At 60.4% G+C, this 18,259-nt stretch carries 18 protein-coding genes and 1 other RNA gene; 9 read left to right on the forward strand and 10 right to left on the reverse strand.

All coding sequences use genetic code 11. The annotated features are described in order from the left end of the window. Positions 1-174: 174 nt before the first annotated feature. Positions 175-1,095 (forward strand): class I SAM-dependent methyltransferase, encoded by a 921-nt coding sequence (locus IMCC20628_RS20040; protein ID WP_156174593.1) that lies wholly within the window; start codon positions 175-177, stop codon positions 1,093-1,095. 47 nt (positions 1,096-1,142) lie between these two features. On the opposite strand, the gene IMCC20628_RS20045 is transcribed toward IMCC20628_RS20040, so the two are convergent. The 6 genes from IMCC20628_RS20045 to ffs all read right to left on the reverse strand — a co-directional run bounded on the left by IMCC20628_RS20045 (position 1,143) and on the right by ffs (position 5,948). After that, a complete protein-coding gene (locus IMCC20628_RS20045; RefSeq protein WP_047032813.1) occupies positions 1,143-2,381 on the reverse strand; it encodes a lytic murein transglycosylase in 1,239 nt (412 codons plus the stop codon). Positions 2,382-2,451: 70 nt separating this feature from the next. Beyond that, the gene (locus IMCC20628_RS20050; protein ID WP_047031662.1) at positions 2,452-2,841 is read right to left on the reverse strand and encodes a RidA family protein; all 390 of its coding nucleotides are present in this window, start codon (positions 2,839-2,841) and stop codon (positions 2,452-2,454) included. An 11-nt stretch (positions 2,842-2,852) separates the two neighbouring features. Then, positions 2,853-3,458 carry a recombination mediator RecR gene (recR, locus tag IMCC20628_RS20055; protein WP_047031663.1) on the reverse strand — a complete coding sequence of 202 codons (606 nt, stop codon included), beginning with the start codon at positions 3,456-3,458 and terminating at the stop codon, positions 2,853-2,855. Between the two features lie 27 nt (positions 3,459-3,485). After that, positions 3,486-3,809, reverse strand: coding sequence for a YbaB/EbfC family nucleoid-associated protein (locus tag IMCC20628_RS20060; protein ID WP_047031664.1), 324 nt, complete (start codon positions 3,807-3,809; stop codon positions 3,486-3,488). A gap of 87 nt (positions 3,810-3,896) precedes the next feature. Further along, on the reverse strand, positions 3,897-5,741 hold the full coding sequence (locus tag IMCC20628_RS20065) for a DNA polymerase III subunit gamma/tau (RefSeq protein WP_047032814.1): 1,845 nt from the start codon (positions 5,739-5,741) through the stop codon (positions 3,897-3,899). 110 nt (positions 5,742-5,851) lie between these two features. Further along, an RNA gene (gene ffs / locus IMCC20628_RS24830) (signal recognition particle sRNA small type) lies at positions 5,852-5,948 on the reverse strand. Positions 5,949-6,042: 94 nt separating this feature from the next. Here ffs and IMCC20628_RS20070 point away from each other — a divergent pair. Together IMCC20628_RS20070 and nudC are read left to right on the forward strand one after the other, a co-directional pair. Beyond that, a complete protein-coding gene (locus IMCC20628_RS20070; protein ID WP_047031665.1) occupies positions 6,043-6,447 on the forward strand; it encodes an HIT family protein in 405 nt (134 codons plus the stop codon). Positions 6,448-6,450: 3 nt separating this feature from the next. Continuing rightward, positions 6,451-7,413 carry an NAD(+) diphosphatase gene (nudC, locus tag IMCC20628_RS20075; protein ID WP_047031666.1) on the forward strand — a complete coding sequence of 321 codons (963 nt, stop codon included), beginning with the start codon at positions 6,451-6,453 and terminating at the stop codon, positions 7,411-7,413. 10 nt (positions 7,414-7,423) lie between these two features. On the opposite strand, the gene IMCC20628_RS20080 is transcribed toward nudC, so the two are convergent. After that, positions 7,424-8,308, reverse strand: coding sequence for a prephenate dehydratase (locus tag IMCC20628_RS20080; RefSeq protein ID WP_047031667.1), 885 nt, complete (start codon positions 8,306-8,308; stop codon positions 7,424-7,426). A gap of 29 nt (positions 8,309-8,337) precedes the next feature. Then, positions 8,338-9,084, reverse strand: a complete 747-nt coding sequence (locus IMCC20628_RS20085; protein WP_047031668.1) for a 3-deoxy-manno-octulosonate cytidylyltransferase — start codon at positions 9,082-9,084, stop codon at positions 8,338-8,340. Positions 9,085-9,256: 172 nt separating this feature from the next. Here IMCC20628_RS20085 and IMCC20628_RS20090 point away from each other — a divergent pair, with 172 nt between their 5' ends. From IMCC20628_RS20090 to IMCC20628_RS20115, 6 genes are all read left to right on the forward strand, one after another. Beyond that, entirely contained in the window at positions 9,257-9,922 is a 666-nt protein-coding gene (locus IMCC20628_RS20090; protein ID WP_047031669.1) for a cytochrome c family protein, read from the forward strand. A 169-nt stretch (positions 9,923-10,091) separates the two neighbouring features. After that, positions 10,092-11,936 carry an extracellular solute-binding protein gene (locus IMCC20628_RS20095; protein WP_047032815.1) on the forward strand — a complete coding sequence of 615 codons (1,845 nt, stop codon included), beginning with the start codon at positions 10,092-10,094 and terminating at the stop codon, positions 11,934-11,936. Between the two features lie 159 nt (positions 11,937-12,095). Further along, on the forward strand, positions 12,096-13,199 hold the full coding sequence (locus IMCC20628_RS20100) for a microcin C ABC transporter permease YejB (protein ID WP_047031670.1): 1,104 nt from the start codon (positions 12,096-12,098) through the stop codon (positions 13,197-13,199). Further along, positions 13,196-14,347 (forward strand): ABC transporter permease, encoded by a 1,152-nt coding sequence (locus IMCC20628_RS20105; RefSeq protein ID WP_047031671.1) that lies wholly within the window; start codon positions 13,196-13,198, stop codon positions 14,345-14,347. Before IMCC20628_RS20100 ends, IMCC20628_RS20105 begins: the two co-directional genes overlap by 4 nt. Further along, positions 14,344-15,993 (forward strand): ABC transporter ATP-binding protein, encoded by a 1,650-nt coding sequence (locus tag IMCC20628_RS20110; RefSeq protein ID WP_047031672.1) that lies wholly within the window; start codon positions 14,344-14,346, stop codon positions 15,991-15,993. The genes IMCC20628_RS20105 and IMCC20628_RS20110 overlap by 4 nt, the downstream gene beginning before the upstream one ends. Positions 15,994-16,001: 8 nt before the next feature. Continuing rightward, positions 16,002-16,970, forward strand: coding sequence for a glyoxylate/hydroxypyruvate reductase A (locus IMCC20628_RS20115; protein WP_047031673.1), 969 nt, complete (start codon positions 16,002-16,004; stop codon positions 16,968-16,970). On the opposite strand, the gene IMCC20628_RS20120 is transcribed toward IMCC20628_RS20115, so the two are convergent. Together IMCC20628_RS20120 and IMCC20628_RS20125 are read right to left on the reverse strand one after the other, a co-directional pair. Beyond that, complete coding sequence (locus tag IMCC20628_RS20120) at positions 16,967-17,827, reverse strand: NlpC/P60 family protein (protein ID WP_047031674.1); 861 nt, start codon at positions 17,825-17,827, stop codon at positions 16,967-16,969. The two genes, IMCC20628_RS20115 and IMCC20628_RS20120, sit on opposite strands and share 4 nt — an antisense overlap. Further along, positions 17,820-18,191, reverse strand: coding sequence for a MarR family winged helix-turn-helix transcriptional regulator (locus tag IMCC20628_RS20125; RefSeq protein ID WP_047031675.1), 372 nt, complete (start codon positions 18,189-18,191; stop codon positions 17,820-17,822). The genes IMCC20628_RS20120 and IMCC20628_RS20125 overlap by 8 nt, the downstream gene beginning before the upstream one ends. Positions 18,192-18,259: the final 68 nt, after the last annotated feature.

Consider the following 18,259-nt stretch of genomic DNA (forward strand, 5'->3'; position numbering starts at 1 on the left):
CGATCGCCGAGCTTCAGCCTCAATCGGGATTTCACGTCACCTGCGTGGCGTCAACCGATCGGGCGACCGGCAGCGCTCAATGAAGCAAATTCCGGCCAATGCCTTTCCAGACCCGGTTTTGTCGCGTATTGGACCGTCAAGACGAGCCCCAAGCTCTCCACCGGACCCGAATTCATGAACTACAGCATCCTGTCATTCTTCCTGCCGTTCACACGGTATCCCTATGAAGGCCAAGATGTGCCCTGTCCGGGCTGCGGACATGGAGCCAAGACCAGGCTTGCAGGGATTGACCGCAGACTGAAACGCCTGACGACGGTTGCCTGCGACCATTGCGGCCTGCTCTATACCAGCCCGATGCCTTCAGATGTCGAACTGGAAGCCTATTACGCCGATTTCTACCGCTTCGATTATCAGGCCGCTTCAACGGTGCCGAAGGAAAAGCATCTGGCAAAACGGCGCGTCGAAGCCGCCAACCGTGTGAAGCAGCTTGAAGGGCTTTTGCCGGAAAATGCCCGGACCCTCGATTTCGGCTGCGGGTCAGGTGAATTCGTCACCGCCATGCTGGCGCTCGGCCATGACGCGCACGGATTTGAACCCGGTGAAACCTATGGCAACCATGCGCAGTCGCTGCATGGAGACCGGATCACCATCAAGGGATGGCAGCAGGTCAGCTATCCGGAGCGGTTTGACCTGGTGAGTTGTTTCCATGTGGTGGAACATTTGAGCAATCCGGTGGATGCACTCCGCCAGATGGCCGCTTGGTCGGCGCCCGATGGCCTTGTCTATGTCGAGGTGCCCGATCTCGGGACGACCTTGAACAAGGGGTTCGGCGCCCTGCATTTTGCCCATCTGCTCGGCTTCAATCATCACAATCTGATTGTCGCCGCCGCGCGCGCCGGGCTGGTTCCCGAGAAGGTCGTCACACCGACAGGGATCATTTTCCGCCACCAAGCGATCGATGAGGCTGCCACGGAGGCCGAGGCCGCACGTGGGGCGGCGCTGACGCAGCGTCTCTATGGCAATGGCAAAATGATTTCAAACTACTTCAAGCACCAGTTCCGCAAGATTACCGGCGCCTACAAACGACAGGGCTGACACCAACCTGCTCTGCGCCGCGTGTCACCTCGGGGTGCAGTGTCAGATTATCGCAGCGATTTCAGCAAGGCAGGCGTTGGAAAACAGGTTGGCGACTGGCTGTTTTTTGCCTGCCATTCGCCGATTGACCGCCGGGTCTTGTAGCCCGGCAGGCCGTCCGCTCCCCCGACATCATAGCCCTGCTTTTCCAGCGAAAATTGCAGCCTGGCGATGTCGGAGCGCAGCATCTTGCCGGTATTGCCCCAGGGTGTCACAAACGCACTTCCGCCATGGGCCATGCGGTCGGCGAGATTGCCGATGAACAGCGCGTAGAGGTCGGAATTGTTGTATTCCTTGATCACGTAGAAATTCGGTGTCACCACAAATTCCGGGCCGTAGATTCCGGCAGGCACCAGCACCATGCCGGGCGCACGGCGTTCATGATCGGGAAAGGGCCGGCCGGAAATGCGGATGATACCCATATCGGTCAAGCCGCTGATCGACCGGGCCCGGTCCGGGCCCTCAAGGGCGCAGGTGACGCCCCGCGGGATCACCGCCTCAAAGCCCCAGTCGCGACCGCGAACCCAACCCGACTGGGCCAGATAATTGGCGATAGAGGCCAGCGAATCGGCGGTCGAGTTCCAGATGTCGCGCTTGCCGTCGCCATCGAAATCAACCGCATGGTCAAGATAGCTCGACGGCAGGAATTGCGGCTGGCCCATGGCGCCGGCCCAGGAGCCTTTCATTGCCGAAGCGGAGACATCGCCGCGCTGGAGGATCTTCAGCGCTGCCAGTATTTCCTTGCGGAACAGCTCGGGCCGCGTCGACATGAAGGCCTTGGTGGCAATCACCCGCACTGCCGAATGGGGAATCTTGGCCCGTCCGAAGCCGGACTCGCGGCCCCATATCGCCACGATGATCGACGCCGGAACGCCATAACGATCCTCGATCTTGCGCAGCGTGCCTGCGTGTTGCGCCATCAGGGACCGACCCGAGGCGGCGAGACCCTGAAGCCGTTTTTCATCGAAATAGGCGCCGGGGCTGCGAAATTCGGCCTGGCTCTGGGCCCGCTGCTTGGGTTTGGGAAAACCGGGGGGTTGAAGATCAGGAAGATCCCAATCGAGACTGATGCCTGAAAAAGCGCTGTCAAAAACCGGTTTGGAGACGCCGCCGCGTTTGGCTTCCGGCCACAGATCAGCCTCCAGCCATTGGCGGAACTGGGCTTCGACCCCGGATTTGGTTGCGGCGTGTGATGGCATGGCCCCGAATGTGGCCACGGCGAACAGGAGGGTCATCGAAAGGATCAGGGTGCGAATCATCTGCTCAATCTAACCTGAGCAGCACGTCAGGAGAATGGCACGTCCGGTTTCACCGGCATCAGCTCTGGCGAAAAGCCTCTATCTCGATCTCCGTCAGCAGATCGGGGTGCGCCAGACCGGCAACAATCACGTAGGTCGAGGCCGGTGCGTGACCTTCGAGAAACTGATCCCGAATCTCCCGGTAGGCGCTGACATCGCCGGGCGCCACGTCGTAGACACGTATCGAGACGATGTCGCTGATTTGCATTCCGGAAGCGATCACGCCGGCAAGTCCGTTGCGCCACGCCTGTTCGGCCTGGGCACGGTAGCCCTGCAACATCTGCCCGTCCGGCGCAACCCCGATCTGGCCCGAGATGATCAGACGGCTTCCCGGCGAAACCATCTCAACGGCCTGGACATAATTGGAAGCCGGCTTCGGCATGGTTTCGGGGTTGAAAAATCGTGGCATGTGTCGCTCCCTCAAAAGGCAGTGCGCGCCCGGATGGCCGCAGCCAGCGTGCCTTCGTCGAGATAATCAAGTTCGCCGCCAACCGGTACACCATGGGCCAGCCGGGTGATCTTGATGTCGAAGCCGGACAATTGCTCGGTGATGTAATGCGCCGTGGTCTGGCCTTCGACGGTTGCGTTGACGGCAATCAGGATCTCGCGGACTTCGCCCTTGGCGACCCGGTCGACGAGCCCGGCAATCGACAGATCGTCGGGGCCGATGCCATCGAGCGGCGACAAGGTGCCGCCGAGCACATGATAGCCGGCATTCATCGCCGCGGCCCGCTCCAGCGCCCACAGATCAGCCACGTCCTCGACAACGATGATGACGGTCTGGTCGCGGGTCGGATCGGTGCAGACCGTGCAGGGGTCGGAGGTGTCGGCATTGCCGCAGGTCGAGCAGATGCGGACCTTGTCGAAGGCCTCGTTCATCGCTAGTCCCAGCGGTCCCATCAGCTGGTCCTTTTTCTTGATCAAGTGCAAAGCGGCGCGGCGCGCCGATCGCGGCCCCAGACCGGGAACGCGCGCCAGCAGCTGGATCAGGCGCTCGATTTCCGGCCCGGTTACACGTTTTTGCATCTCAATCTCCGGTGACGGTCACGCAGCTCAGAATGGCAATTTCATGCCGGGAGGGATCGGCAGGCCGGCGGTCAGTTCCTTGGTCCGCTCGGCAACCATGGTCTCGACCTTGCCCTTGGCGTCGTTATGGGCTGCGACAATGAGATCCTCGAGGATCTCGACATCATCTTCCTTGAACATGGAAGGATCGATTTTCAGGCCCAGCATCTGGCCCTTGCCGGACAGGCGCACGCTAACCATTCCGCCGCCAGCGACGCCTTCGCATTCGAGTGCCGCCATTTCGTCCTGCATGCTTTCCATCTTGGCCTGCATGTCCTTGATCTTGCCCATCATGCCCATGATGTCTTTCATCACAATCTCCTTTTGGTTGTTGAGTGCCGGTCCTGATCCGGTCCTGCGGCCCCATGCTGCAGCCATTTGCTGCAGTATGGGCACCGGCTAATCGGATTCGTCGTCGGGATCCATTTCATCTGGCAGGATGTCACCGTCCTCGGAAGGCGACAGCACCGTTTCGGCCAGGATTTCCTCGGTAACGGCGATGCGCACATCGGTGATCCGCGAGCCGGGGAACTTTGCCAGAATGGCTGCCACATCAGGATCCTGACGCGCATCGCTGACCAGTGCGTCCCGCTTGGCGGTCTCGCGCTCGGAAAGCGTCGGGGCGCCTTCTTCGCGGCTCAGCGTCACGATCCATTTTGCCCCGGTCCAGTCTGCCAGCTTCTTGATCAACTCACCCGGCAGGCTCGGACTTGCTTCCGGTGTCAGGCTGATCTCGAGGCGGCCGGGCTCGATCCGGACAAGACGCACACCGGTTCGGATCTGCACCTTCATGGCGATGTCGCGAAATTTTTCGGCCAGCGCCACCATGTCTTCAAGTGACGTTATGGCGATCTCTTGCACAGGCTCTGCGAGAGCCGGCGTGGCGACCGTGGGCTCGGCGGAATGAGCCAGCCGCATCGCCGGTTGTCCGCCACCGCCGCCTTGCGGCATGCGGCGTTCGCCGACCGCGCGGGCCGTCGCACCGCCGCCGCCAGAGGGTTGCCCGCCGCCACTGGTCGAAGCCGCTCCGGACGTCGTGCCGCCGGAATTGTGAAACGCCTTCACCGCATCCTCCGGCGACGGCAAACTGGCCGCATGCCCGATCCGGATCAAGGCCATTTCCGCTGCCGCAGCAGGCCGGCTTGAGGTGTCGGTTTCGGTGATGCCCTTGAGCAGCATCTGCCAGACCCGCGAGAGTATGACGGTCGACAAGGTTCCGGCAAAATCAGCACCGTTGAGGCGCTCGGTTTCGGTCAATGAGGGATCTTCACCTGCCTGCGGCACGAATTTCAGCCGGGTAACCAGATGGGTGAAATCAGCCAGATCGGTCAGGATCACCGAGGGGCTGGCGCCCGAATTATACTGATCGCGATAATTTGCCAAAGCTGCCGCAACGTCGCCAGTCATCAGCGACCCGAACAATCCGACAATGCGGGATCGGTCAGCGAGGCCAAGCATCGAACGCACGGCTTCAGCATCGACCCCGCCGCCACCATGGGCGATTGCCTGATCAAGCAGCGACAGCCCGTCACGCACCGAGCCTTCGGCGGCGCGGGCGATCATGGCCAGCGATTCGTCGTCGATCAAAATGCCTTCCTGATCGGAGACATTCCTGAAATGGGCAACAAGCAACCCCGAATCGATCCGCCGCAGGTCAAAGCGCTGGCAGCGCGACAGCACGGTGATCGGAACCTTGCGAATCTCGGTGGTGGCAAAGATGAACTTCACATGTGAAGGCGGCTCTTCCAAGGTCTTGAGCAGGCCGTTGAAGGCCTGATTGGAGAGCATGTGCACTTCGTCGATGATGTAGACCTTGTAGCGCGCCGACACCGGGCGGTAGCGGATCTGCTCGATGATCTCGCGGATATCGTCAATGCCGGTATGCGAGGCGGCATCCATCTCGATGACATCGACATGGCGACCTTCCATGATCGCCTGGCAATGTTCGCCCGGAACGGTCAGGTCTATGGTCGGCTGGTCGATCTCGGCAGTCTGGTAATTCAGCGCCCGCGCCAGAATCCGCGCCGTCGTGGTCTTGCCGACACCGCGCACACCAGTCAGCATCCAGGCCTGTGCAATGCGGCCGGTGGAAAAGGCATTGGTCAGCGTGCGGACCATCGGCTCCTGGCCGATGAGATCGGTGAAATCCTTGGGCCGGTATTTCCGCGCCAGAACCCGGTACGGTGACTTCGCCTCAGGCGCTGTCCCCGAGGGGGCTGTATTCGTGCCGGTTAAATCGTCCATGATCCTCGTGCCGCCTTCGCGCTGGCCCGGTGGCCATTCAAATCGAATGTTTGCACCCCGGTCGAACCCGGTCAATGACCGGGCCTGCCATGAATGGCACGGGCAAAAGGGTGGGAGGCTGGCACGGTGACCCGTGCCTGGCTCGTTAGGGCTGCTTCCTTCCGGACCTGACCCGGTTGGCGAGTGGCTCGTCCACCACCAACCTCCCACCGCACATATCGTCAATCGAACAGGCAAAAGCAAGCCAGGGGCCAAAAAAACTGCTAGAGTTTGCACTCAACTCTGTCCGGCGGTATAGCCCATGTCTGATTTTGTTCTCGATCCGCGCCTCGACCGCGATTCCAAGCTATTGATCAAGCTGGGTTTGTGCCAGCTCAGATTGATGATGGACAGCCGCTGGCCCTGGGTGCTGCTGGTGCCGCAACGCAGCGGTATTTCGGAGATATTCGACATGACGCCGCTCGACCAGACGATGCTGACCTTCGAGACCGCCCTTGCCGCCAAGGCCCTCAAGCAGGCGACCGGCTGCCTCAAGATCAATGTTGGTGCGCTTGGCAATCAGGTTCGCCAGTTCCATCTTCACATCATTGCCCGCAACGAAGGCGATCCCGCCTGGCCCGGTCCGGTCTGGGGGCATGGCGAAGCCAGCGCCTGGACTCCCGACGCCCGCACCGAATTTACCGAAAGACTGCTTGAGGTCCTCTGATTTATGATATTTTCCCTGTTTGACCATGATGCTCCTCATGGCGAAGCCAGCCGTCTGACGGCTTTTTCAACCAATCGGCTTGATCGCCGCTCCGAACACCGCACCGAAACCGAGCTTGGTGACGCGCTCAAGGATCCGGCAACACGCTATTTCGCCATCACCAAAGGCCGGCTGGCGATGCGGGTCGATGGCGACGCACCCATTGGGTTGCTGACGGCTGATGACATTGCGGCAATGCAGCCGCAAGACGCCGACGCCATTCTGATCGGATGGACCGAATCCAATGCCGCCCGCATCGCCATGCCGGTCGGCATTGGCCCCGATGATCTGCCCGAAGCCTTCAAGGCCATCGACACACGGTCGGTCTATCGTCAGGCGCTTGTGGACGAGGAAACGCTGGGCGCCTTTGCGCAAGGCACCAGCCTTGTTTCCTGGGCACTGGCGCACCGGTTTTGCGGCGTCTGCGGAGGGCAGATGACGCCCGAAGCCGGCGGTTACCGCCGAAAATGCCACAGCTGTGGCCATACGGTGTTTCCGCGAACCGATCCGGTCGGCATCATGCTGGTTGTTGATGAGGCTGGCGATCGCTGCCTGCTTGGCCGCAGCCCGCATTTTCCGCCCGGCATGTTTTCATGCCTGGCAGGCTTCATCGAACCGGGTGAAACCATGGAAGACGCGGTGCGGCGAGAGACAATGGAGGAATCCGGCATCAAGGTTGGCCGGGTGCGCTATCATGCCAGCCAGCCATGGCCGATGCCGCATACATTGATGATCGGCGTCTATGCCGAGGCACAAAGCCTCGAGATTTCCCGCGACACTGCAGAGCTTGAGGATTGCCGCTGGTTTGACCGCACCGAGACCGAAGCCATGCTGGCGAATGTTCTCGGCGAGGCCAATGCCTCGGCGCCGCCGCCCGGCGCCATCGCCCATCGGCTGATGCGCGACTGGCTGGATTGGGGCAAGTAAAGGGGGCTGTTCAGCCCTCGGCCTCTTGTGCGTGGGTTCCGTTTTGCACCAGGCGGAACGGATGGGCAGGGTAGACACCGAGAATCCGCAGTTCCTTGGAAAAGTAGCCAAGCTCCTCCAGGGCGCGGGCGACCGGCGCTTCGTCCGGATGTCCCTGGATGTCGGCATAGAACTGGGTTGCGAAAAACTTGCCGCCAATCTGGTAGCTTTCCAGCTTGGTCATGTTGACGCCATTGGTGGCGAAACCACCCATCGCCTTGTAGAGCGCTGCCGGAATGTTGCGGACCTTGAAGACGAAGGTGGTGACGACCACCTCGCCCGCCACCGGCCGCGGCGGAATCTGGGCCTCACGTGACAGCACCACGAAACGGGTGACATTGGTTTCGGTGTCCTCGACATTCTGCTCGAGGATATCGAGGCCATAGAGTTCGGCTGCCAAATGCGGCGCAAGTGCCGCCATGGTCCGGTCGTTGCTCTCCGAGACCAGCCGGGCTGCGCCGGCGGTGTCGCCAGCCACAACAGCCTTCCAGCCATTGGCGCGGACAATTTTGCGGCACTGACCGACGGCATGGACATGGCTGTGCACGGTGCGGATTTCCGACCGGTCAACGCCCGGCAGCGCCATCAGCTGAAAATGGATCGGCATGAAATATTCGCCGACGATATGCAGTTGCGATTCGGGCAACAAATGGTGGATGTCGGCAACCCGGCCGGCGATGGTGTTTTCGATCGGGATCATCGCCAAATCCGCCTCACCCTGTGCAAGCGCGTTGAAGGCATCCTCAAACGTGGCGCAGGGCAACGGATCCATGCCGGCAAACATGTCGCGGCAGGCCATGTCGGAATTTGCGCCAAACTCGCCCTGAAAGGCGATGCGGTTGGTGGATGCGGTCATGATAGGTGTCCGTTGTGAGAAATGCGTGTCTATTTCGGCGCCAGGATTTTGCGGGCGCGTTCAAGATCGGCGGGAGTATCGACACCGAGAGGAACGGAGTCAACGATGGCCACATCAATGCGCATGCCGTCCTCGAGCGCCCGCAACTGCTCAAGCGATTCGCGTCTTTCAAGCGTTGAGGGAGGCAGCGACACGAAGCGCTGCAACGCCGAGCGGCGCCAGGCGTAAAGTCCGATGTGGTGATAGAGCGGTCCGTCGCCATAGGGCGCGGTGGCACGGGTGAAATACAGTGCCCGCAAAAGCCCCTCGCCGATCGGCGTACCGATCACCTTGACGATGCTCGGGTTGATTTTCTCGGCTTCGTCGGAAATTTCGACGGCCAGCGTGGCGAGATCTGCCTTGGATGTCAAAAGCGGCAGGGCAGCCCTGCGGATGGCTTCAGGCTCGATGGCGGGAATGTCACCCTGAACATTGAGGATGACTCCGGCTCGCGCCTCGGGGTCCATTTTCATCGCCGCTTCGAACACGCGATCCGATCCGGACTGGTGATCATCGCGAGTCATCACCGCCTCGAAGCCTGCGGCTTCGACCACATCGGCGATTTCGCGCGAATCAGTGGCAACGGCCACACGGCCAACAGCTGCAAGTGCCGCCTGCCGGGCCACCCAGACGACCATCGGTTCGCCACCAATGTCGGCAAGCGGTTTTCCGGGTAGCCGGGCGGAGGCCATTCTGGCCGGAATGATAACGAGCGTATGCTCTGGGCCTTCTGCCATATGGGTCTGATCCTCGGGTTATTCGGCACAAGTGTCAAAAAGTCTCATGGCCGCCATTACAAACGGTGTTGCAACGAACTTGCAAAAGACATAGGTTCCGCGCGATTTCAAGACTGGTTCGGACATTGCTGAAAACAGCGCGGGACGCCGGATCGAAACGGAGCGACGGAACATGAACTCCTCATATTTTAACTCGGCAGCAGGCGCTTTTCTCGGTGTTTTGTTTGTTCTGATGACCCTTTCCATCGTGTCGGAGGGGATTTACCACGCAGCGGAGCCGGAAACCGAAGGCTTTCTGATCGAGGTTGCTGAAGGCGGCGGCGATGCGAGCGCGCCGGCAGAAGCGGCTGAACCTGAACTGATTGCGCCGCTGCTCGCCAGCGCCGATCCGGCCAAGGGCGAATCCGTGTTCAAGAAATGCGCCGCCTGCCACAGCAATGATGCTGCCAGCGCCAACAAGGTCGGCCCCGGCCTGTGGAACATCGTCAATCGGCCGGTCGCCACGCATGAGGGGTTCAAGTACTCCAGTGCCATGACCGAATTCTCCGAAGATGGAACCGTGGTTTGGGATTACGAGCATCTCAGCGAATTCCTGGCCGCACCGAAAAAATATATCAAGGGCACAGCAATGGGCTTTGCAGGCGTCAAGAAGATCGACGAGCGGGCAGACCTGATCGCCTATCTTCGCACGGTGGGCGATACGCCGGCGCCGTTGCCTGACGCAACCGAGGCCGCCACCGATGCGAGTGCCGAAGCCCCTGCCGATGCGGGTGCCGAGGCTGAAGCCGCTGCCGAACCTGCAGCAGAACCGGCTGCGACGCCTGCGCCAAGCGAATAATCTGCCATTCGATTGTTATGAAAGCCGGGCCTCGTGCCCGGCTTTTTTTATGATTTCATGCGGTTTTTGGCATCAGCCCCTGCAAGTGCCGCAGAACTGGCCTATTGTTGTTGTTATGACACAGGTTACCGGAGGACCCGCACCCATGACCATCCGCATTGCCGCATCCATGCTGGCCGCATCCGTTCTCGCCCCGATTCTGGCCCCCACTCTGGCATTGGCCGGAGTAATCTTCAGTGCAACGGTTGCATCGGCTGAGGAACCGGTCTGGCAGCATGCCACGGCAATGATTGACGAGCCGAAATACGCGCAAGGCTTTGACCGCTTCGACTACGTCAATCCGGATGCGCCGAAGGGCGGCACGCTGAAACTGGCGGAGGAAGGCACCTTCGACAGCTTCAACCCGACCCTGGCCAAGGGTGAATTGGTGACCGGGCTCAGCCTGGTCTTCGACACCTTGATGAAATCGTCGGAAGACGAGGTGTCTTCGTCCTACGGGCTGCTGGCCGAAAGCACCTCCTTTCCCGACGATATTTCAAAAGTCACGTTCCGGCTTCGGGCGGATGCCAAATGGGCAGACGGCAAACCGGTGACCGCCGACGATGTGGTCTTCAGCTTCGACAAGGCCAAGGAACTCAATCCGCTGCAGGCCAATTACTACGCCCATGTCGTCTCGGCCGAGAAGACTGCAGAGCGGGAAGTGACCTTTCTGTTTGACGAGAACAACAACCGCGAACTGCCGCAAATCCTTGGGCAGATCCTGGTTATCCCAAAACACTGGTGGGAGGGGACAGGCGCCGACGGCAGCGCGCGCGACATCAGCCGCACCACGCTGGAGCCGGTAATGGGGTCAGGCCCCTACCGGATCGCTGCCTTCAAACCCGGGTCAACCATCCGCTACGAGTTGCGCGACGACTACTGGGGCAAGGATCTCAACGTCAATGTCGGGCAGCACAATTTCGGTGCGATCGAATATATCTACTTCTCCGACGCCAATGTCGAATTCGAGGCTTTCCGCGCCGGTACGGTGGATTTCCGGCAGGAGAATTCAGCCAGCAAATGGGCTACTGCCTATGATTTTCCCGGTGTCCAGAATGGTGACATCAAGCGCGAGGAAATAGAGAACCCGCTGCGCGCCGTCGGCATCATGCAGGCGATGGTACCCAACATGCGTCGCGACAAGTTCAAGGACATACGGGTGCGCAGGGCGCTCAACTTCGCCTTCGATTTCGAAGACCTGAACCACAATCTGGCCTTTGACGCGCTGGCGCGGGTCGACAGTTACTTCTGGGGCACGGAGTTGGCTTCCACAGGCTTGCCGGAAGGCCGCGAGAAGGAGATTCTCGAAGGGCTGAAGGACAAGGTGCCAGCCGAAGTGTTCACCACGCCCTACACCAATCCGGTGGGCGGCGATCCGACAAAGGCGCGCGCAAATCTGCGCCAGGCGCTGACGCTTTTGCAGGAAGCCGGATATGAGCTGAAGAATGGCAGGCTTGTCGATGCAAGCACGGGCGAGCCCTTCGAGATTGAAATCCTGCTTTCCAGCCCTTCGCTTGAAAGGTCGGTGCTGCCCTATGTCGCCAGCCTGAAGAAAATTGGCTTTGATGCGCGGATCCGCACGGTCGACGCCTCACAATATACCAACCGGGTGAGAAGCTTCGACTACGACATGATCTGGAATGTCTGGGGGCAATCGCTCAATCCGGGCAACGAGCAGGCCGGGTATTGGGGGTCATCTTCGGTGGATCGCGAGGGATCGCGTAACTATGCCGGAATATCCGATCCGGCAGTCGACGAATTGATCCGGATGGTGATTTTCGCCCAAACCCGCGAGGAAAAGGCGGCGGCTGTAAAAGCACTCGACCGGGTACTGCTGGCACATCATTATGTGGTGCCGCTGTTTTACAGCAACGCGGTCAAGGTGGCTTACAGCAAGAACCTCGCCCACCCCGACGAGCTTCCCTATTACGGGCTCGGTTTTCCGGATGTGTGGTGGATGAACGAGCCAAATTGAGGCGTTTTCGGCCTTGCACCGCATGCGACATTCGATTCTGTATGAGACAGAGACGAATCAGCCGGATTCCGGACAATCCGGCTGGAAGGACGCGGAATTGAGCAACACACCACCCAACAGAGATGATGCGCGCGCTGCGACTGACAGGAATGTTGCCTGATGGGCATCTATATCCTTCGCCGGCTGCTTTTGATGATTCCGACCGTCGTCGGCATCATGGCGATTTCTTTTGCGGTGATCCAGTTCGCGCCCGGCGGGCCGGTCGAGCAGGTGATTGCCGAGCTGACCGGGCAAGGTGATTCGGCAATCGACCGGATTTCCGGCGGTGGTGACACCATGGGCAGCGCCCAGCAGGATTTCGGCGATTCCACATCCTCGCAATATCGCGGCGCGCAGGGACTTGACCCCGAATTTATCGCCAAGCTGGAAGCCCAGTTCGGCTTTGACAAACCGCCGCTCGAGCGGTTCGGCAAGATGATGTGGGACTATATCCGCTTCGACTTCGGCGAAAGCTATTTCCGCAGCATCGATGTGCTTGATCTGATCATCGAGAAAATGCCGGTTTCAATCTCGCTCGGCATCTGGATCCTGCTGTTGTCCTACGTCATCTCGATTCCGCTGGGGATCAAGAAGGCGGTATCCGATGGCTCCCGTTTCGATGTCTGGACCTCAGGCCTGATCATCATCGCCTATGCCGTGCCCGGCTTTCTGGTCGGCATCATGCTGATCGTGATGTTTGCCGGCGGATCGTTTTTTGACTGGTTCCCGTTGCGCGGCCTGACCTCGGACAATTTTGCCGAGTTGAGCCTGTTCGGCAAGATCGTCGACTATTTCTGGCACCTGGCGCTGCCCCTGATCGCGCTGTCGCTGGCGGCATTCGCCACCACGACGCTTCTGACCAAGAACTCGTTCATTGATGAAATCCGCAAGCAATATGTCACCACGGCGCGGGCCAAGGGACTGACCGAAAGCCAGGTGCTTTACCGGCATGTGTTCCGCAACGCGATGCTGATCATCATTGCCGGCTTTCCCGGCGCGTTCATCACGGCGTTCTTTTCAGGATCGCTGCTGATCGAAACGATTTTCTCGCTCGACGGATTGGGGCGGCTCGGGTTCGAATCGGTGATCCGGCGCGATTATCCGGTGGTGTTTGCAACGCTGTTCATCTTTTCACTGATGGGGCTGGTCGTCGGGCTGATTTCGGATCTGGTCTACACCTGGGTCGATCCGCGCATCGACTTTGAGAAAAGGGACGTCGGATGAGCGCGGCGGCTTCCAGCAACCCTGAGACCTATGATGTCAATGGCCGGCCAAAAGGCTGGCTGTCGCCGACCAACAAGCGGCGCTGGGCCAATTTCAAGGCCAACCGGCGCGGCTACTGGTCGCTGTGGCTGTTCCTGTTCCTGTTCATCGCCAGCCTGCTGGCCGAGTTCATCGCCAATGACCGGCCGATCCTGGCCTCCTACAAGGGCGAAATCCTGTATCCCGTGCTGGTCGACTATCCGGAGGAAAAGTTCGGCGGCTTTCTGGCGCGCACCGATTACCGCGATCCATTCATCCAGGACGAAATTCAGGCCAATGGATGGATGATCTGGCCGCCGATCCGCTATTCCTACACCACCGCCAATTCCTATATTCCGCATTCGGCACCGACCGCGCCGTTCTGGATGCTCGAAGACGGTGCAAGCTGCTCGGCTTACCCGCTCAAGGATGAGGACCCCGGCTGCACGCTGGGCAACATGAACTGGCTGGGCACCGACGATCAGGCCCGCGATGTCACCGCGCGGATGATCTACGGGTTTCGTATTTCCGTTCTGTTCGGGCTGATTCTGACGATCTTTTCGGCTGTGATCGGCGTCACCGCCGGCGCGGTGCAGGGCTATTTTGGCGGCTGGACCGACCTGTTGATGCAGCGTTTCATCGAGATCTGGTCATCTATGCCGGTGCTCTACATCCTGCTGATCATCGCCGCGGTGCTGCCGCCGGGGTTCTGGATCCTGCTTGGCATCATGCTGTTGTTTTCCTGGGTTTCGTTCGTCGGCATCGTCCGGGCGGAGTTCCTGCGCGCCCGCAATTTCGAATATGTCAACGCCGCCCGGGCGCTCGGCGTCGGCAACTCCACCATCATGTTCCGGCACCTGCTGCCCAACGCCATGGTGGCGACGCTGACATTCCTGCCCTTCATCCTGTCGGGTTCGATCACCACACTGACCTCGCTCGATTTCCTTGGCTTCGGACTGCCTCCGGGTTCGGCTTCGCTGGGTGAACTGATTGCCCAGGGCAAGCGCAATCTGCAGGCACCCTGGCTGGGGATGACCGCGTTCTTCACCATCTCGATCATGCTGTCGCTGCTGATCTTCATCGGTGAAGCCACGCGTGACGCCTTCGATCCGCGAAAGACTTTTCGATGAGTAGTGGTTCAGGCAATACCAATGACGTGCTGCTGTCGGTGCGCGATCTTTCGGTGGAATTCCACCAGTCCGGCGAAAGTCAGACCGCGGTCGACCATATCTCGTTCGACATAAGACGCGGCGAGACCGTGGCGCTTGTGGGCGAATCCGGCTCCGGCAAATCGGTCTCGGCGTTGTCCGTGCTGCGGCTCTTGCCCTACCCGGCGGCGAGCCACCCGTCGGGCGAAATCCTGTTCAAAGGCCAGGATCTGCTCTCGGCACCGGAACCGGTGATCCGGGATGTGCGCGGCAACGACATCACCATGATTTTCCAGGAGCCGATGACCTCGCTCAATCCGCTGCAATCGGTCGAAAAGCAGATCTCGGAAATCCTGCATCTGCACCAGCCTATCAAGCCCGACGAGGCACGCCGGCAGGTGCTGGAACTGCTCAATCAGGTCGGTATCCGCGATCCGGAAAAACGCCTAGCCTCCTATCCGCATCAATTGTCCGGTGGTCAGCGCCAGCGGGTAATGATCGCCATGGCGCTGGCCAACCGCCCGGAATTGCTGATTGCCGACGAACCGACCACGGCGCTCGACGTCACCGTGCAGGCACAGATTCTCGAATTGCTGAGCACTCTCAAAAGCCAGCACGGCATGGCCATGCTGTTCATCACCCATGATCTCGGCATCGTCCGCAAATTTGCCGACCGGGTTTGCGTGATGACCGACGGAAAGATCGTCGAAGCCGGTCCGACGGTCGATATTTTCGCCAATCCGCAGCATGCCTACACCAAGCATCTGCTTGCCGCAGAACCGAAGGGCGAGCCGCCCGAGCGCGATGAAGCCGCCCCGGAAATCATGCGTGCCAAGGACATCAAGGTCTGGTTCCCGGTCAAGAAGGGTTTTCTGCGCCGCACGGTCGACCATATCAAGGCGGTGGACGGGCTGTCGCTCGATCTCAAGGCAGGCCAGACGCTCGGTGTTGTCGGCGAGTCCGGATCGGGCAAGACAACGCTGGGGCTTGCGCTGATGCGGCTGATCCGTAGCGAAGGCGAGATTTATTTCAACAAGCTGCCGCTGCACGAGCGGTCATTCAAGCAGATGAAGCCGCTCAGAAGCGCCATGCAGGTGGTGTTCCAGGATCCGTTCGGGTCGCTGAGCCCGCGGATGTCGATTGCCGACATCGTCGGCGAAGGTCTGGCCATTCATGCCCCTGACCTTTCGGCCCGCGATCGCGACCGCCGCGTCGCCGAAGCGCTGGAGGAAGTCGGGCTCGACGCCACCACCCGCTGGCGCTACCCGCATGAATTTTCCGGCGGTCAGCGGCAACGGGTGGCGATTGCCCGGGCCATGGTGCTCAAGCCGCGCTTCGTCATGCTCGACGAGCCGACATCCGCGCTGGACATGAGCGTTCAGGCCCAGGTGGTCGATCTGCTGCGCGATCTGCAGAAGCGGCATCAACTGGCCTATCTGTTCATCAGTCACGACCTGAAGGTGGTGCGGGCGCTGGCCAATGACGTGATTGTCATGCGCAACGGCAAAGTGGCCGAACAGGGCACGGCGGACAAGATTTTCGACCACCCCGAAACCGAATACACCAAAGCGCTGATGGCGGCGGCCTTCAATCTGGAAGCCGCTGACAGCACCGTGGTCAGCGAATAGGCAGCTTCATGACAGACAAGAGCATCGACAAGGGCCGCATTCTGCTGGCACCCACCGGCTGGTCGACAGAGCTGTGGATTGATGAACTGGCCAAGGCCGCACCAGACCGGGCCGTGACGCTTGAGCCGGAGGGTGAAACCGATCCCAGTATCCATTACGCGGTGGTGTGGAAACAGCGGAAGGGCCTGTTGTCGAAGCTGCCCAATCTCAAGGTGATCTTCTCGCTTGGCGCCGGTGTCGATCATGTGTTTTCCGACACCAGCCTGCCAGACGTGCCGATCGTACGCGTGGTGTCGCCTGACCTGACCACACGGATGAGCGAATATGTGGTCTGGCAGGTTCTCGACCATCACCGCCTCGGACCGCACTACCGGGCTCAGCAGGCAGACCGGATCTGGCTTGAGGACAAAGACCAGGCCGCTGCCGCCGATATTACCGTTGGCATCATGGGGCTGGGCGAACTGGGCAGTGATGCAGCCGCCAAGCTGCAGGTGATGGGCTTCAAGGTCTCCGGCTGGTCGCGAACTCAAAAACAGGTCGAGGGCGTTGCCTGCCATGCCGGCCCCGAGGGGCTTGATGCATTTCTGGCCTCTGCCGACATTTTCGTGGTGCTGCTGCCGCTGACACCCGACACAAGCGAAATCCTCAATCGTGACGTGTTTTCGAAGATGACAAAGCGCGGGCCTTTGGGCGCGCCAGTGCTGATCAATGCCGGGCGCGGCGGGCTGCAGAACGAGACCGATATTCTCTCGGCCCTCGATGAAGGTCTGCTTTCGGCCGTCTCGCTCGACGTGTTTCAGCAGGAACCGCTGCCGCCGGAAAGTCTGTTCTGGGCGCATCCAAAAGTGACGCTGACCCCGCACGCAGCGGCATCGTCGGTGGCATCCTCTCTGATCGTGCCGATTGTGCGCCAGATGGACGCTTATGAACGCGGCGAACCGCTGGTCAATCTGGTTGACCGCAAAACCGGGTATTAAGGCCTGCGATAGCCTGTCGGATGACTGTAGAGCTTGGCGATGCGGTCAATTGCCTCGCGCAGGGGTTCGCGGGTGACAGACATGGTTGCACCGGAAGCGTGCAGCAGGGTGTGCTGATCTTCCAAAAACCCGACATGGCCTTTCCAGAACACCAGATCCCCGCGCTGCAAACCATCCCTGTCGGGATCAATCGGGGTTCCCAAATCTGCTGCCTGCTGATCTGAATCGCGCGGCGCCGGTTTGCCGGTCATGGCGAGTGCCATCTGCACCAGGCCCGAGCAATCGATACCAAGGCCGGAACGCCCGCCCCAGAGATAGGGCGTGTGCAAAAACCGGGCGGCGACGGACACGGCATCTTCAGCCGCTGTTTCATCGATCGGCCGCAGATGCGTGGCGATGATGGCGGAGCCATCGTCCAGAAGCGCATAGGGAGTGGCACGCGTTTCTGCGGCGCCAACCACATTCACACGGCTGCCCATCGACAAGACCTTGAGATGCGGAAAGCGCAGATCCGGACCGGGATAGACAAAACTGCGCGGCACTGACACGACATGGGTGGCCGGGCTTGTGCCCTCCGCGATGGCCTCTTCGCGCAGATAACCGACATAGCCGTCGGCGGCCAGCTTAACCCAGGCCCAGCCACCAGAGCGGTCAAACACGGTCAGCGTCTCGCCGAGAAGCGCCTCTGTATCCATGCTGCAATCAGCGTCAGGTCTGGGGCGGACCGGGACCACTGGCAGGATCACCTCGCCAGGCGTGCCTTCGGCAAATCGCTCAGCCTCGACCCGGCCCTTGAGCCGGATATCGGCCAGATCCGCCCGATAGGCGTGCAAGCGATGGTCAAGTGTTTCACTCATGGATCTGATCTTTCGCCAAGGACAATTTGCGGCCTTCAGCAATGATGATGTCGCCAAGTCTCTCGACAAAGAGCGCGCCGTCCACCGTCCGCTTGATGATGACATTGCGCCGGTCGCGATCATCGCGTACCCGGCGCACCAGCCCCATATGGCCCATGGTGTCGAGCGCCCGGGTGATCACCGGCTTGGTTACCCCCAGCGTGGCGGCGAGCCCCCGAACCGTGTGCGGCGGCGGCGCCAGATAGATGTGCAGCAAGATGGCCAGTTGCCTGATGGTCAGATCAGGCCCGATCACACGCACATGCTCAAGCGTGGCGGCGTGCCACAGCCCAAGGGCATCGGAGGGCCGGAGGTCAAGTGACATTGCGGGTGCCTGTATCGTTTCGGTACCGAATTACTTTGACCGAAACACAGGCAGCGCGCAAGTCAGCG

It is taken from the genome of Hoeflea sp. IMCC20628 (assembly GCF_001011155.1).
Lineage (GTDB): Bacteria > Pseudomonadota > Alphaproteobacteria > Rhizobiales > Rhizobiaceae > Hoeflea.